Annotated in this window: 16 protein-coding genes; 7 read left to right on the top strand and 9 right to left on the bottom strand. The window is 43.7% G+C overall.

Features of this window, described 5'->3' with window-relative positions; translation table 11 throughout:
• From HNR43_RS01535 to HNR43_RS01525, 3 genes are read left to right on the top strand one after another with little or no spacing between them, the layout of a single operon-like run.
• On the top strand, positions 1-1,161 hold the full coding sequence (locus HNR43_RS01535; protein ID WP_183240579.1) for an exonuclease SbcCD subunit D: 1,161 nt from the start codon (positions 1-3) through the stop codon (positions 1,159-1,161).
• Positions 1,161-4,520 (top strand): AAA family ATPase, encoded by a 3,360-nt coding sequence (locus tag HNR43_RS01530; protein ID WP_183240576.1) that lies wholly within the window; start codon positions 1,161-1,163, stop codon positions 4,518-4,520. Before HNR43_RS01535 ends, HNR43_RS01530 begins: the two co-directional genes overlap by 1 nt.
• A 12-nt stretch (positions 4,521-4,532) precedes the next feature.
• Entirely contained in the window at positions 4,533-4,811 is a 279-nt protein-coding gene (locus HNR43_RS01525) for an HNH endonuclease (RefSeq protein ID WP_183240574.1), read from the top strand.
• On the opposite strand, the gene HNR43_RS01520 is transcribed toward HNR43_RS01525, so the two are convergent.
• The 7 genes from HNR43_RS01520 to HNR43_RS01490 all read right to left on the bottom strand — a co-directional run bounded on the left by HNR43_RS01520 (position 4,808) and on the right by HNR43_RS01490 (position 6,925).
• On the bottom strand, positions 4,808-5,029 hold the full coding sequence (locus tag HNR43_RS01520; RefSeq protein ID WP_032100839.1) for a spore germination protein: 222 nt from the start codon (positions 5,027-5,029) through the stop codon (positions 4,808-4,810). The genes HNR43_RS01525 and HNR43_RS01520 overlap by 4 nt on opposite strands.
• Entirely contained in the window at positions 5,004-5,402 is a 399-nt protein-coding gene (locus tag HNR43_RS01515; RefSeq protein WP_183240572.1) for a spore germination protein GerPE, read from the bottom strand. Before HNR43_RS01515 ends, HNR43_RS01520 begins: the two co-directional genes overlap by 26 nt.
• Entirely contained in the window at positions 5,399-5,596 is a 198-nt protein-coding gene (locus HNR43_RS01510; RefSeq protein ID WP_055440481.1) for a hypothetical protein, read from the bottom strand. Before HNR43_RS01510 ends, HNR43_RS01515 begins: the two co-directional genes overlap by 4 nt.
• The gene (gene gerPC, locus HNR43_RS01505) at positions 5,593-6,177 is read right to left on the bottom strand and encodes a spore germination protein GerPC (RefSeq protein ID WP_183240569.1); all 585 of its coding nucleotides are present in this window, start codon (positions 6,175-6,177) and stop codon (positions 5,593-5,595) included. Before gerPC ends, HNR43_RS01510 begins: the two co-directional genes overlap by 4 nt.
• 73 nt (positions 6,178-6,250) lie before the next feature.
• The gene (locus HNR43_RS01500) at positions 6,251-6,463 is read right to left on the bottom strand and encodes a spore germination protein GerPB (protein ID WP_091703029.1); all 213 of its coding nucleotides are present in this window, start codon (positions 6,461-6,463) and stop codon (positions 6,251-6,253) included.
• 12 nt (positions 6,464-6,475) lie between these two features.
• Positions 6,476-6,697 carry a spore germination protein gene (locus HNR43_RS01495; protein WP_009361957.1) on the bottom strand — a complete coding sequence of 74 codons (222 nt, stop codon included), beginning with the start codon at positions 6,695-6,697 and terminating at the stop codon, positions 6,476-6,478.
• Positions 6,698-6,700: 3 nt separating this feature from the next.
• Positions 6,701-6,925 carry a spore germination protein gene (locus HNR43_RS01490; RefSeq protein ID WP_009361956.1) on the bottom strand — a complete coding sequence of 75 codons (225 nt, stop codon included), beginning with the start codon at positions 6,923-6,925 and terminating at the stop codon, positions 6,701-6,703.
• A 141-nt stretch (positions 6,926-7,066) separates the two neighbouring features.
• On the opposite strand from HNR43_RS01490, the gene HNR43_RS01485 reads away from it, so the two are divergent.
• Positions 7,067-8,659 carry a long-chain-fatty-acid--CoA ligase gene (locus HNR43_RS01485; RefSeq protein WP_183240567.1) on the top strand — a complete coding sequence of 531 codons (1,593 nt, stop codon included), beginning with the start codon at positions 7,067-7,069 and terminating at the stop codon, positions 8,657-8,659.
• Positions 8,660-8,730: 71 nt separating this feature from the next.
• Positions 8,731-9,840 carry a DUF418 domain-containing protein gene (locus HNR43_RS01480; protein WP_183240565.1) on the top strand — a complete coding sequence of 370 codons (1,110 nt, stop codon included), beginning with the start codon at positions 8,731-8,733 and terminating at the stop codon, positions 9,838-9,840.
• A 5-nt stretch (positions 9,841-9,845) separates the two neighbouring features.
• On the opposite strand, the gene HNR43_RS01475 is transcribed toward HNR43_RS01480, so the two are convergent.
• Positions 9,846-10,025, bottom strand: coding sequence for an aspartyl-phosphate phosphatase Spo0E family protein (locus HNR43_RS01475; RefSeq protein WP_035046237.1), 180 nt, complete (start codon positions 10,023-10,025; stop codon positions 9,846-9,848).
• 186 nt (positions 10,026-10,211) lie between these two features.
• Here HNR43_RS01475 and HNR43_RS01470 point away from each other — a divergent pair, with 186 nt between their 5' ends.
• On the top strand, positions 10,212-11,075 hold the full coding sequence (locus HNR43_RS01470; RefSeq protein WP_183240563.1) for a fumarylacetoacetate hydrolase family protein: 864 nt from the start codon (positions 10,212-10,214) through the stop codon (positions 11,073-11,075).
• A gap of 22 nt (positions 11,076-11,097) precedes the next feature.
• Here the strand turns inward: HNR43_RS01470 and HNR43_RS01465 are convergent, their stop codons facing one another.
• Positions 11,098-12,339, bottom strand: coding sequence for an ornithine--oxo-acid transaminase (locus HNR43_RS01465; protein ID WP_171334743.1), 1,242 nt, complete (start codon positions 12,337-12,339; stop codon positions 11,098-11,100).
• A gap of 100 nt (positions 12,340-12,439) precedes the next feature.
• On the opposite strand from HNR43_RS01465, the gene HNR43_RS01460 reads away from it, so the two are divergent.
• The gene (locus tag HNR43_RS01460; protein ID WP_171334742.1) at positions 12,440-12,796 is read left to right on the top strand and encodes a YisL family protein; all 357 of its coding nucleotides are present in this window, start codon (positions 12,440-12,442) and stop codon (positions 12,794-12,796) included.
• Positions 12,797-12,832 lie beyond the last annotated feature (36 nt).

The raw sequence follows: 12,832 nt of genomic DNA, 5'->3' as shown, positions 1-12,832 counted from the left end.
TTGCGCATTTTACATACAGCGGATTGGCATTTAGGAAAAATGCTTGAAGGGCGAAGCCGCCTTCGAGAGCAAGAAGCGGTGATCGATGAAATCGTAGACATCGTACAAAAAGAAAACATTGATGTCGTATTGCTTGCAGGGGATGCGTTTGATACAGTCAATCCGCCTGCCGATGCGGAAAAGCTTTTTTACGAAGCGCTTTCGCGTTTAAGTGATTATGGCAAGCGTCACGTCGTCGTGATTGCAGGAAACCATGATCATCCGGGACGTTTAAGCGCTGCTGCTCCGATTGCAAATATGCACGCCATTACGTTGCTAGGCTTTCCGACGGATCGTGTGCAACAAATTTATGTTCCATCAAGCGATGAAACATTAATGATCGGAGCGCTTCCATATCCGTCAGAGTCACGACTGAATGAATTGTTGGCAGAGGAATGCGATGAAGCGTTATTGCGCGCGCGATATGATGAGCGCATTCGCGCTATTTTTGCGAAAATGAACGAATCGTTTCGAGAGGATGCGGTGAACATTGCAATGAGCCATGTATATGTTGCAGGCGGAGCGACGTGCGACTCCGAGCGTCCGATTGAGCTTGGGGGAGCGTATACGGTGTCGCCTGCAAGTTTCCCTACACGCGCGCAATATGTCGCGCTCGGTCATTTGCATCGTCCGCAAGATGTGAAACATGCCGTCATGCCTGCACGCTATGCGGGCTCACCGCTTGCTTACAGTTTTTCCGAAGCGGGATATAGCAAGTCCGTTACGATCATTGACGTGCAGCCACGCTGTGCGCCGATCATTTCTGAATATTTATTGTCAAAAGGACGTCCGCTCGTCAAATGGAGGGCAACAGACGGGCTTAAGCAAGTGTATCGTTGGATCGAAGAAGGGCGCGACCGCGATGCATGGATTGATTTGGAAATTGATGTCGAGCAATCGTTAACATTAGAAGAAACACACCGTTTGCGCAAATTGTATGACGGATTTGTTCATATTCGCCCGAATTACTTAAAGAAAGAAGAAATCGTTCGTGAAGTGCATACCGATGTGCCAATTGAAACGTTATTTACGCGTTTTTATGAACGACAAACAGGCGGAGGGAAGCCGTCAGAAGAAATCGTTCAACTATTTTTACAACTCGTTGCCGAGGAGGACGAATAATGAAGCCGATTCGCTTGACGATTGCAGGGTTGCATAGTTTTCGTCAAAAAGAAACGATTGATTTTGAGAAGCTATGTGAAGGTGGATTATTTGGCATTTTCGGTCCGACAGGAAGCGGAAAGTCGTCGATTTTAGATGCGATGACGCTCGCTTTATACGGCAATGTAGAACGGGCGTCCAATCAAACGAACGGGATTATGAATCAGTCAGAAAACGAGCTATTTGTTTCGTTTACGTTTGAATTGCAAAACGCGAAAGGAGTGAAACGGTATACGGTTGAGCGCTCGTTTAAGCGTGCGGATGCGTTGCGCATTCGTTCCGTCGTCAGCCGCCTAATTGAAGAAGGAGCGGAGCGTGTTGTTATCGCCGATAAAACACGGCTTGTTGATGAGCAAGTGAAACAGCTACTCGGTTTAGAAATGAAAGATTTTACAAGGGCTGTCGTTTTGCCACAAGGAAAATTTGCGGAATTTTTATCGTTAAAGGGAGCGGAACGCCGTCAAATGTTACAACGGTTGTTTCATCTCGAACGATATGGCGATGAATTAAATAAAAAGTTAAAACATAAATTATCCGAAGCGTCAGCGAAGCTAGAAGCCATTAAAGGGGAACAAGCTGGACTTGGCGATGCGTCCAAAGAACAAGTCGAAACACAAAAACAGGCGCTAGCAGAAAAAAAAGAGGTGCTCGAACAAGCGAAACGCGCATTGCGCGACGTTCATGAACGATACGAAAAAGAAAAGCAATTATGGCAATGGCAATGTGAAAAAGAACAAGTGGAACAACAACTGAACAAGTGGCGAGAACAAGAAGAACAAATAAAGCAGCTTGAACAAATGTATGAGCGAAGCAAAGAAGCGGAGCGGCTCGTGCCGTATATTGAACAAGTCGAACGAAGCATAAGTGAGGTTGCACATTGGCGAAAAAAAGCGAGCGAACTAGCTGATCAATTACAGCAAGCAAGCGCGATGTATGAACAAGCAACCAAGCAATACGAACAGTTGCGTGCGAAAAAAAACGAAGAAGAACCGAAATGGCTGCAAAAGCAAGAACAGCTTAAACAAGCGCTACAAACATTGGCGTTTATGCGGTCGCTTGAACAAGAACAGGCGAAAACACGTGCGAGTTTGCTAGAGATGGAACAAAAAGAACAACAAGCGCGCCAAATGGTTGAAACGTGTTTGAAAGAATATACGACATGGAGCACGAAACAAGCAGAGTTCAAAAAACAATGGGAAGAAAAAAAAGTAGACGTCCATATCAAAGAGCGATTAGAGCAAGCATACGAAAAAAAGAAGCATATGCAATTGCAACAACAAGCGCTTGAAGAAATAGAAAAGGAAAAAGAAGAAAAACAGAGAACGTACGAAATGATGAAGCGTACGTATGATGAAGAAATCAAAAAAATAGAACAATATGAAGCACGTTTATTAGCAGAGTTTCATCATATCGAATCGTTATATCATCGCGTATGTGAACGAGAAAAACAAGCGATCGTGCTCGTCTACAAATGGAAGGAAGAAAAAAAGCAAATCGAAGCGGCACGGCTGCACGATTTAGCTGCGACGTTAGCGGAACGTTTGCACGACGGTGATCCTTGTCCGGTATGTGGTTCAACACATCATCCAAATCGGGCAAAAAGACAACAAGTCATACTTGATGAAGAAGCAATCGAACAAATCGACCGCTCCGTTCAAATGGGGGAACAACTCATTGCGGCTATGCAACAAGTAAAAATGCAAGTCGAACAACTAGCTGAACTGATGGCGCGTCAGTCGCTGCCACAACGTGTCGATGTCGAAAAAGTGAAACGAGAAGTTGAGGAAACGCCTCTTTCCACTTTCAAAGAGGCAGAAGTCGAATGGAAGGCGTTACAACAAGATTATATCGCATGTCGCGATCGGATATATCGCCATATGGAGCGATGGAACGAACAAAAGCAAAAAAAACAGCAATATGCGTATCAAATCGAAACGTTGCGCCAACAAATTGCTCAATTGGAGGAAAAATGTACCGAGCGACATGCGCGCATCGAACAAGAAAAAAAAGTGTGGCATGAGACGTATCCGGATGTATCGTTTGAACAAATCGATGCGCTAGTTAGCGATCTTCGTAAACGGGAAGGAGAAGCGCAACAGTTGCAACAGCGCATTGAAAAAAGCGTGCCGGTACTAGATGATAAACGAGCTGAATTGGAGCGGTGGAAAGAAACGTATCAAACAGTCATGAAACAAAAAGCAGAACGTATGACGGAATGGAATATGCAACAACAACAATACGAACAATATAAACGAACGCTACCTGAAGGAATAGACGAAGAAAGTGTACAACAACAGCTCATTCACCTCGAACAAGCGCTTCAGCGTGTAAAACGAGAAGAAGAAGAGGCGTATGCACGATGGACATCATTGCAACAACAATTACAAATGTTGCAATCGGAAAAACAAGCCGCAGACGTCGCTTTACAAGAAGGAGAAAAACGAAAAAAAGAAGCAGAACAAGTTTTAGCTGAGCAGTTGCAAAAAAGTCCGTGGAAGACAGTCGATGACGTGCGCGCTTCTCGTTTAGAAGAACAAATCAAACAACAAATGGCTCACGACATACAGCAATATAAGCAAGTGTTGTTGAAGCTAGAAAACGAATGGCAGCGTTTAAACGAAGCGATGAACGGCATGACGATAACGAAACAGCAATGGGAAGAAACGATGCGTGAGTATGAAGAAGTGAAGCAACGAGTCGATGAGCATATGAGACAACTTGGCTCACTTGAAGCGATCGTCGCTGACTTGGAAGCGAAACATGTGCGCTTTGAACAATTGCAACGCGAACGAGTGCAATTAGAGAAAATGGTCAATCAATATGAAGAGCTACAAAAAGTATTGCGTGGCAACAGTTTTGTTGAATTTATTGCCGAGGAACAGCTCGTTCACGTGACGCGCTACGCATCGGAACGGCTTGGAGAATTAACGAGACAACGATATGCAATTGAATTAGATTCGGAAGGCGGTTTTGTCATTCGTGATGATGCAAACGGCGGTGTGCGTCGTCCGGTAACGACGTTATCTGGTGGAGAAACGTTTTTAACGTCTTTGTCGTTAGCGTTGGCACTATCAGCGCAAATTCAGTTGCGCGGAGAATATCCGCTTCAATTTTTCTTTTTAGATGAAGGATTCGGCACGCTCGATCAAGAGTTGTTAGATGTCGTGATGACCGCATTAGAACGATTGCGTGCAGACAATATGGCGATTGGGGTCATTAGTCACGTGCAAGAATTGCATGCGCGCATGCCGAAACGGTTGATTGTCAAGCCAGCAGAACCGTCTGGAAAAGGAACAACGGTCCAACTTGAAGTGATGTAAAGGAGAATTACAATGAAAGGGATGTGTGAGCTTTGCGGAAGAGAAGATGTCGTATTAACTGATCATCATCTAACACCAAAAGAGTACGGTGGCACAGAAACAGCAAAGTTATGCATCCCGTGCCATAAACAAATTCACGCTATATATACGAATGAAGAGTTAGCGAGTCGGCTTTATACGATTGAACGGCTACAACATGATGAGCAAATTGCGTCATTTGTTCGCTGGATTCGCAAACAACCAGCTGAACGAATACCGAAAATAAAAAAAGCGAAACGGCAAAAGCGTTAAGCATTGCCGGCAACGTTTTGATCGAATACGTCAGAATCAAGCGTGTTCGTTAAGCTAATGCCGTTGTTAGCGATAATAAAATTTCCCGTATTAAATGCACCAGCACCAGCAAATGTTTTCGATGATATTTTCGGTGATACATACAACGTATCACCGACTTGCATGACGGCGCCGCTAGCGACAAGATTAATTTTAATCGGACCGACGAGAGCTGGCATGTTCTTTTCTCCTTTCGGTGAGTTGCCGAATATGTTTTACTCGTGATTCGGCTTCTACTGTTTTTGTTGAACCGATATGCACGACAGATGTAGAAGAAATTCCGATTACGCGAACGGAATGAACGGCGATGAGCGGACAATTGTGCAACGTATGGCGACAAAGCGGTTCCGCATCGATTGGTGGAGTGGGAATCGGTTTTATAAAGATAGGAAATAAAAGAGGAAATTCCCGACTATCCACATATTCGAGCTGTCGCTGAACAGCAAGCGCTCGCGCAGAAAGGCGAATTTCTTGGCTATCTCCAATTTGCACAACAGAACTAAAGACAACAGCGTTTGCTCGTAGAAAGTGGACGATGGAAAGGCGGCTCATCGCTTTTCCTCATTTTTTTTATTGTTTTGTTTTTCTGGAAACGGACCGATAATTAACGATTCGGGTGGAGTATCAAATGCAGAAGCTAGTTGAATCGTTTCGCTATCGCCAATTAATACGAGCGAGGCGCTTGCTACGCCGCCGATGGCGATATGACCGACAGATAGATGATGATTCACAACTGTCATATTCATTCGTTCGTCTCCTCTCGTGGTAAATGTTTTAAAAATGTGTCAATTGAATGTTCAATATCTCTTTTTAAATAAGAAATGATCGTTTGTTGTAATGTATCGTTTTCATGTTCATGCTCTCCGTATTGGCGTAAATAAAAATGAATGCGATCATCAATTTGCCGCGCAATATCTTGTAATATAAATTGGCGATATGCTGAATCGAGTGAACGTCCATATGTTTGTTCGGTGCGTGCGATGATGTTTTCGCCTTCTTGTTGTAAATATTCGTGAACAGCAGTTTGAATGTCGCGAAAAATCGGTACTGGTTGCGGAATAATCGTCTGGCTTTGGGGAACAGCAAAATTTTCAATCGTATCTTCTCCGAACGTTGCAGGATTTAAACCGATATTTAACGTTCCTTCTAACGTCTCGACTTTTAACTGGTCAAAATGATATTCGATTTTTTCAATTGTTGTGCGCGGCTTTTTTTTTAGCTGTTCATATTGTTGTTGTAAATCGTTTATCGCTTGTTCAAGCAATTGCATTTTTTGCTGTTGCCATTTTAAATACGTTTCGAGTTGTTTAAAGTAATCGTGCCACATGTTATGACGCCTCCTTCTTTGCCGACCCTTTTACTTTCTAATGTATGGCCGAGCAGAAAGAAGTAGCACTGTTTTATACAGGGGATTGAAGTGGAACGAACGGTCCTTCTCCTCCTTGAATATTAATTTTTGCTTCCGGAGCAGGTTGTGTAAATTGCCCCGTATTGCTTAATGTGGCGAGCGGTTGTACTTTTCCGGTTGTTCCGATTTGAAGAACGGATGAGTTCGTGAGCGAGCCGATTTTTAATTGATGAATCGAAATCGTTTGTTGAATGTAAAAGTTCATCTTCCCACCTCACTAGGCGTTTCCAGTAATATTGCTATCGGCAATATCACGGTCGTTCGTATTCGTGTTACTATATTGGTTGTAAATATGCAAACCGTCTCCTGTATTAAATGAACCAGCGCCAGCAAACGTTTTAGCAACGCTATACGGAGAGATAGCAAATACATCGCCGATATGAAACACACCACCACTTCCGATGCTGTTAATTTGTACCGCTCCAACAATGGCTGGCATCGGCTATCCCTTACTTTTTACGTTGCCATCGGCGATGTCTGGATCGATTGTATTTGTGAAGCTAATGAACGTATTCGTTTGTAAAAAGTCCCCTGTATTTCCTCCGCCAGCACCTGCAAGCGATTTCGATGAACTTTTTGGTGCAATTTGCAACGTATCACCGAAATTGACGGTCGCATCGCTACTGACGTTCGTAATTTTAATTGGACCTGCAATATAAGAAGGCATGGCCATCGTCCTTTCTCTCATTCTTTCCCTTACCCGATTATATGAAAACAATGAAAGAAATGTGCTCCATAAAAAGAAAGATGTGCTATAATATTTCTGAAAAATGATAATTTTTAGACATAAAAATAAGGGGGATTGGGGATGAACGTTCCATTAGTATTAACTCATTTTTTAGATCGCGCCGTATCGCTTTATGGTGATAAAGTTGGCGTCATTAGTGAGGGAAAATCGCTCACCTATCGTGAGCTCAATGAGCGCGTCAATCAGTTGTCGCACGGGTTACGCGATTTAGGGGTGAAAAAAGGGGATCGCGTCGCTTATTTAGCGCCAAATACGTTAGAAATGCTCGAAGGGTTTTACGGCGTATTTCAAACAGGAGCGATCATGGTGCCGCTCAATATTCGCCTAAAACCAGATGATTATGTATTTATTTTAAACCATAGCGAAAGTAAAGTGTTGTTCGTTGATTATGAGTTGTATCATTTAATTGCGCCAGTCAAAAACGAGTTGCAAACAGTTGAGCATATCATCGTGCACGGCAAAACGGACGACATTTATGAAATCGCTTACGATACATGGCTTGCTCAATATACAAAAGAGCCGTTTGAGCGCCCGGATATCGATGAAAACGACGTATGTAGTTTGCTATATACGAGCGGAACGACAGGAAATCCAAAAGGGGTGATGTTGACACATCGCAACAACTATTTGCATGCGTTAAGTACGATGCACCATTTGCGCGTGTCAGATCGGGATGTATATTTGCATATTTTGCCGATGTTCCATGTCAACGGATGGGGGGCACCGTTTTACTATACAGCGAACGGAGCGACGCACGTTTGCTTGCGTAAGGCCGTTCCTGAAGTCATTTTCGAATACGTCAATAAATATAAAGTGACCGTCATGCATATGGCGCCAACGGTGTTAAATACGCTGTTGCAATATTATGAGCAACATGTGCCGACGATCGAGCACGATGTGCGTGTCGTTATTGCAGGGTCTGCTCCGCCACCAGCTTTTGTCACGCGCGTGGAAAAAGAATTAGGTTGGGAGTTTATTCAAGTGTACGGCATGACGGAATCATCACCGTTAAGCACGGTGTCGACGATTCGCGCGCATCTCGACCATTTGCCATTAAGTGAACAATATCGCATGAAAGCGAAAGCAGGTTATGCGATGATTGGCTGTGAAGTAAAAGTCGTCAATGAGCGAGGGGAAGAGGTGCCTCGCGACGGAAAGTCGATCGGGGAAGTCATTGTGCGCAGCAACGGGGTGATGGCAGGGTATTGGAAAAATCCAGAGGCAACGATGGAGACGATTCGCAACGGTTGGCTGCATACAGGAGATATGGCGACGATTGATGCATACGGAAATATCGACATCGTCGATCGGAAAAAAGATATTATTATTAGCGGTGGGGAAAACATTTCATCGATTGAAGTCGAAGGGGTGTTGTACGAGCATCCAGCGGTGTTAGAGGCGGCAGTGATTGCTGTTCCGCATGAAAAATGGGGCGAAACGCCGCATGCGTTTGTCGTTGTCCGTCCTGGAAAAGAAGTGACCGAACAAGAACTCATCGCTTTCTCACGTGAAAAACTTGCTCATTTTAAAGCGATTACCGGGGTGACATTCGTTCAAGAATTGCCAAAAACCGCATCAGGAAAAATTCAAAAAGTACATTTACGCAACGAATATTGGCAATCAATAGGGAAGACAGGAAGATATGTGAATTAATGAGAAAGAGCCGTTGTCGATTGACAGACGGCTCTTTTTTCTTTACGCTGAAATGGAAAAGGAGGGAAAAGATGCGTATTTCAATCATTGATGCGGTGCGCGGGGTGGCGTTGCTTGGCATTTTGCTTGTGAACGTTCTTGATTTTTCGCTTCCGACGATGTATGTCGACGCCTCTGTGTTTGCGAAAGATGGGGTTGATCGTTTCCTGCTTGCATTTGTAGATATATTTGCGCAAGCGAGCTTTTATCCGCTTTTTTCGTTGTTGTTCGGCTGGGGAGCATGGATCATGCTTGATAAGGGGGGCGAGCAGTTTCGGGTGACTTTTTTGCGCCGATTGCTAGCGTTGTTGTTATTTGGTATGATTCATGCGTTTTTTATTTGGCATGGTGATATTTTAATCGGGTATGCGATCGTTGGTTTGTTTCTTTTTCCGTTTTTTCAAGCGAGCGCAAAAACGTTGCGCAACTGGGCGCTTTCGCTTTGGAGCAGTTGGGCTTTCGGTTCCACCGTACTCATGTGGCTGATGTGGAAAATGAGCGGTGATGTCGATTTTTCAGAGCCAGAGCTGGCAAAGCAGGCGATCGCAAATTATCAACAAGGCACGTGGGAACAAATTTTTATGCAGCGAGCATATGATTGGCTGTACGTCAACTCATTAACACAAGCATTCATTTTTATTTTAACGATTTTCCCGTTTTTTTTATTTGGGGCATTTATCGCAAAAGAAAAATGGTTTCATGATGTCAATCGACATCGCGCAACGATCCGAAAATGGTGCATCGGCTCGTTTATTATTGGCATGGCTTTCAAGTGGCTTCCGTATGTCGAAAAAAATATCGTCACAACGTATGCCCAAGATATGATCGGAGGTCCTGCGCTCGCCCTGTTTTATTTGACCGCGTTTTCGTTTGTGACAGAGAAAGTGATTCGTTTTTTTGCGCCTGTCGGCAAAATGGCGTTCACGAACTATTTGATGCAATCCGTCGTTTGCACGACCATTTTTTATTCATATGGCTTCGGCTTATATGGGAAAGTAACGCCAAAACAAGCGCTCGCTATCGCACTCGTTGTATATGTCATGCAAATATGTTGGAGTCATTGGTGGCTGAAAAAACATACGATCGGCCCGCTGGAACGCGTATGGCGATGGATGACGTACGGAAAAAAGAAAACGACATGAACAGATCATGTCGTACACGGCTTGTCCTCTTTTTCTTTATGAAAAAGCACGGCTTCTTTCAAATGCTTATTTAACAATTCGTCAAGCTCTTGGCTGCATTGGATCGTTTCCTTCGCAGAAAAACCGTACATTTGCGCCAATTCAATTAATTGTCGTCTTTTCTTTTCGATGAGGGAAAGAGACATAAGATTCACCAACATTTTTCATTTTCGTAAACAGTCTGTAAATGACTGCGTGTATAAACTATTATACATATTATAAAGAAAAAGGAAATAGGATAATGTGCTGAAAAATGATTTTTTTTCAAAGGAGTTTAGCTATGAAAAAGAGAACATAATGATGTTCGATCATACAAAAGAGGGGATGAGGACATGAAATTTGTTACAGCGCACGCTGGATCGGATGTGTTTGTAGGGGTTGTTCATGGGAAGAAAGTCGTTCATTTATCGAAAGCAGATGAAACGATACCGCATACGATGATCGAATGCATCGAACTTGGTGAATCGTTTATTGAAAAAGTGCAACGTGTGCTTGAACGTGTGCGACCAGAGTGGACGTATGAACTTCACGACGTGCAGTTGCTTGCGCCGATTCCGCGCCCGACAAAAAATATTTTTTGTATCGGAAAAAATTATGCCGATCATGCACAAGAAATGGGTGGCGAAGCAGATCGTGAAAATATCATTGTATTTTCGAAAGCGCCAACGACAGTGATCGGGCATGAAGCAACAATTTTACGCCATGCGGATGTAACCGATCAATTAGATTATGAAGGGGAGCTTGCAATTGTGATTGGGAAGAAGGGAAAAGCGATCCCGAAAGAACAGGCGCTCGATTACGTATTTGGTTATACGATTGTAAACGATGTGACGGCGCGCGATTTGCAAGAACGACATAAACAATATTTACTTGGTAAAAGCTTAGATACGTCATGTCCGATGGGACCGTGGATCGTTCATCGGTCGGCAATTGCTGAGCCGCATGCGTTACATATTGAAACGAAAGTAAATGGTGAAGTGAGACAATCGGCAACGACAGCGCAATTTATTTTCGACATTCCAACAATCATTGCGACGTTGTCGAAAGGGATGACGTTAGAGCCGGGGGATGTGATTGCGACAGGAACGCCAGCTGGTGTTGGAAAAGGAATGAATCCGCCGCGCTTTTTACAGTCGGGGGATGTGATTGAAATTACAATTGAGCAAATTGGAACGTTACGAAATGTAGTCAAATAAAAAGCTGGGATGCCCCAGCTTTTTACTGTTCAAATACTTTTTTCACTTTTTCAATCGCCCAGTCGAGCTCTTCTTTTGTAATGACGAGCGGAGGGGCAAAGCGAATAACCGTATCGTGCGTTTCTTTACATAATAGCCCTTCTTGTTGCAGTTTTTCGCAATATGGACGCGCTGGGACGTGTAATTCAACGCCGATAAACAACCCTCTGCCGCGCACTTCTTTAATGTCTGGATGGTTGATTTCGCGCAATTTTTCTTGGAAATATTGACCGAGCTCCAATGAACGCTCTGGTAATTTTTCCTCGATGATGACATCAAGCGCAGCGATCGAAACAGCGCAAGCGAGCGGATTACCACCGAATGTCGATCCGTGCGAGCCCGGATTAAATACGCCAAGAATGTCGCGATTTGCGGCTACGCATGAAATTGGGAATACGCCACCACCGAGCGCCTTACCGAGAATGTACATATCTGGTTCAATTTCTTCCCAATCGCATGCAAACATTTTACCAGAGCGACCAAGTCCGGATTGAATTTCGTCGGCAATGTATAACACGTTATGTTGTTTACATACGTCATAGGCGGCTTTTAAAAATCCTTCTGGTGGAATGTTAATGCCTGCTTCCCCTTGAATTGGCTCAAAAATAAACGCGGCTGTATTTGGAGTGATCGCTTGTTTAAGTGCTTCGACATCACCGAACGGAATGACTTTAATGCCCGGAAGCATCGGACCGAATCCGCGTTTATATTCTGGGTTCGATGACATCGACACTGCTGTCATTGTCCGACCGTGGAAGTTATCTTCACAAACGATAATTTCCGCTTGATCGGCAGGAACGCCTTTGACGTCATATGCCCAGCGGCGCGCTGCTTTCACAGCTGTTTCGACCGCTTCGGCGCCTGTGTTCATCGGTAAAACCATCTCTTTTTTTGTTAATTTTGCCACTTTTTCATACCATGGACCGAGCTGGTCGTTATGGAATGCGCGCGATGTTAATGTAATTTTATTAGCTTGTTCAATAAGCGCTTGTACGATGCGCGGATGGCGATGTCCTTGGTTGACCGCTGAGTAAGCGCTTAACATATCCATATAACGATTACCTTCTGGGTCTTCTACCCATACACCTTCGCCTTTTGATAAGACGACTGGGAGTGGATGATAGTTATTTGCTCCGTATTTTTCTGTTAGTTCGATAATTTGTGCTGTTTTCACGTCAATCCCTCCTATTTCGATAGTCACATATATAACATACTTGAAGTGCATATAGAAAGTAAATAGAAAAGGAGAGCGTTTTCTTTTTCAATTCATATACAGACGTGCTATCATAGGCATATATGAATTTGAGAAAGAAAGGAGCATGGTTATGACACATGCACATATTACAACGTGGGTCGTTGCGCTCATTTTATTTGTCGTTGCGATCTCTTTTCAAGCTAAGGGGCATGAAAAAACAAAAATGGTACACATGTTGTTGCGCCTGTTTTACATTTTGATTATTGCGACAGGCGCATGGATTTTACATAGCATGTCCTCATTTCCGTTTCTGTATATCGTCAAAGTGATTGTCGGCTTATGGGTCATCGGAACGATGGAAATGATTCTCGTTCGGACAGCAAAAGGGAAAAATACGAACGTTCTTTGGCTTCAGTTCATCGTAGCGTTCGTCGTTGTGCTATACCTTGGCTTTAAATTGCCGTTTGGTTTTTCATTCTTTTCGTAAAGTTGGCATATTCGCCAACTTTTTTCTTTTTCTATC

This window comes from Anoxybacillus mongoliensis (assembly GCF_014201515.1).
GTDB classification, from domain to species: Bacteria; Bacillota; Bacilli; order Bacillales; family Anoxybacillaceae; genus Anoxybacillus; species Anoxybacillus mongoliensis.
The sequence above is the reverse complement of the archived record's forward strand: the minus strand, read 5'-3'. Positions and strand labels throughout refer to the sequence as shown.

What these genes read in the sequence shown, in the direction of transcription:
- HNR43_RS01530 (WP_183240576.1), top strand. Translation starts at nt 1,161, where the DNA reads ATGAAGCCGATTCGCTTGACGATTGCAGGGTTGCATAGTTTTCGTCAA.
- HNR43_RS01525 (WP_183240574.1), top strand. Translation starts at nt 4,533, where the DNA reads ATGAAAGGGATGTGTGAGCTTTGCGGAAGAGAAGATGTCGTATTAACT.
- HNR43_RS01520 (WP_032100839.1), bottom strand. Translation starts at nt 5,029, where the DNA reads ATGCCAGCTCTCGTCGGTCCGATTAAAATTAATCTTGTCGCTAGCGGC.
- HNR43_RS01515 (WP_183240572.1), bottom strand. Translation starts at nt 5,402, where the DNA reads ATGAGCCGCCTTTCCATCGTCCACTTTCTACGAGCAAACGCTGTTGTC.
- HNR43_RS01510 (WP_055440481.1), bottom strand. Translation starts at nt 5,596, where the DNA reads ATGAATATGACAGTTGTGAATCATCATCTATCTGTCGGTCATATCGCC.
- gerPC (WP_183240569.1), bottom strand. Translation starts at nt 6,177, where the DNA reads ATGTGGCACGATTACTTTAAACAACTCGAAACGTATTTAAAATGGCAA.
- HNR43_RS01500 (WP_091703029.1), bottom strand. Translation starts at nt 6,463, where the DNA reads ATGAACTTTTACATTCAACAAACGATTTCGATTCATCAATTAAAAATC.
- HNR43_RS01495 (WP_009361957.1), bottom strand. Translation starts at nt 6,697, where the DNA reads ATGCCAGCCATTGTTGGAGCGGTACAAATTAACAGCATCGGAAGTGGT.
- HNR43_RS01490 (WP_009361956.1), bottom strand. Translation starts at nt 6,925, where the DNA reads ATGCCTTCTTATATTGCAGGTCCAATTAAAATTACGAACGTCAGTAGC.
- HNR43_RS01485 (WP_183240567.1), top strand. Translation starts at nt 7,067, where the DNA reads ATGAACGTTCCATTAGTATTAACTCATTTTTTAGATCGCGCCGTATCG.
- HNR43_RS01480 (WP_183240565.1), top strand. Translation starts at nt 8,731, where the DNA reads ATGCGTATTTCAATCATTGATGCGGTGCGCGGGGTGGCGTTGCTTGGC.
- HNR43_RS01475 (WP_035046237.1), bottom strand. Translation starts at nt 10,025, where the DNA reads ATGTCTCTTTCCCTCATCGAAAAGAAAAGACGACAATTAATTGAATTG.
- HNR43_RS01470 (WP_183240563.1), top strand. Translation starts at nt 10,212, where the DNA reads ATGAAATTTGTTACAGCGCACGCTGGATCGGATGTGTTTGTAGGGGTT.
- HNR43_RS01465 (WP_171334743.1), bottom strand. Translation starts at nt 12,339, where the DNA reads ATGCACTTCAAGTATGTTATATATGTGACTATCGAAATAGGAGGGATT.
- HNR43_RS01460 (WP_171334742.1), top strand. Translation starts at nt 12,440, where the DNA reads ATGACACATGCACATATTACAACGTGGGTCGTTGCGCTCATTTTATTT.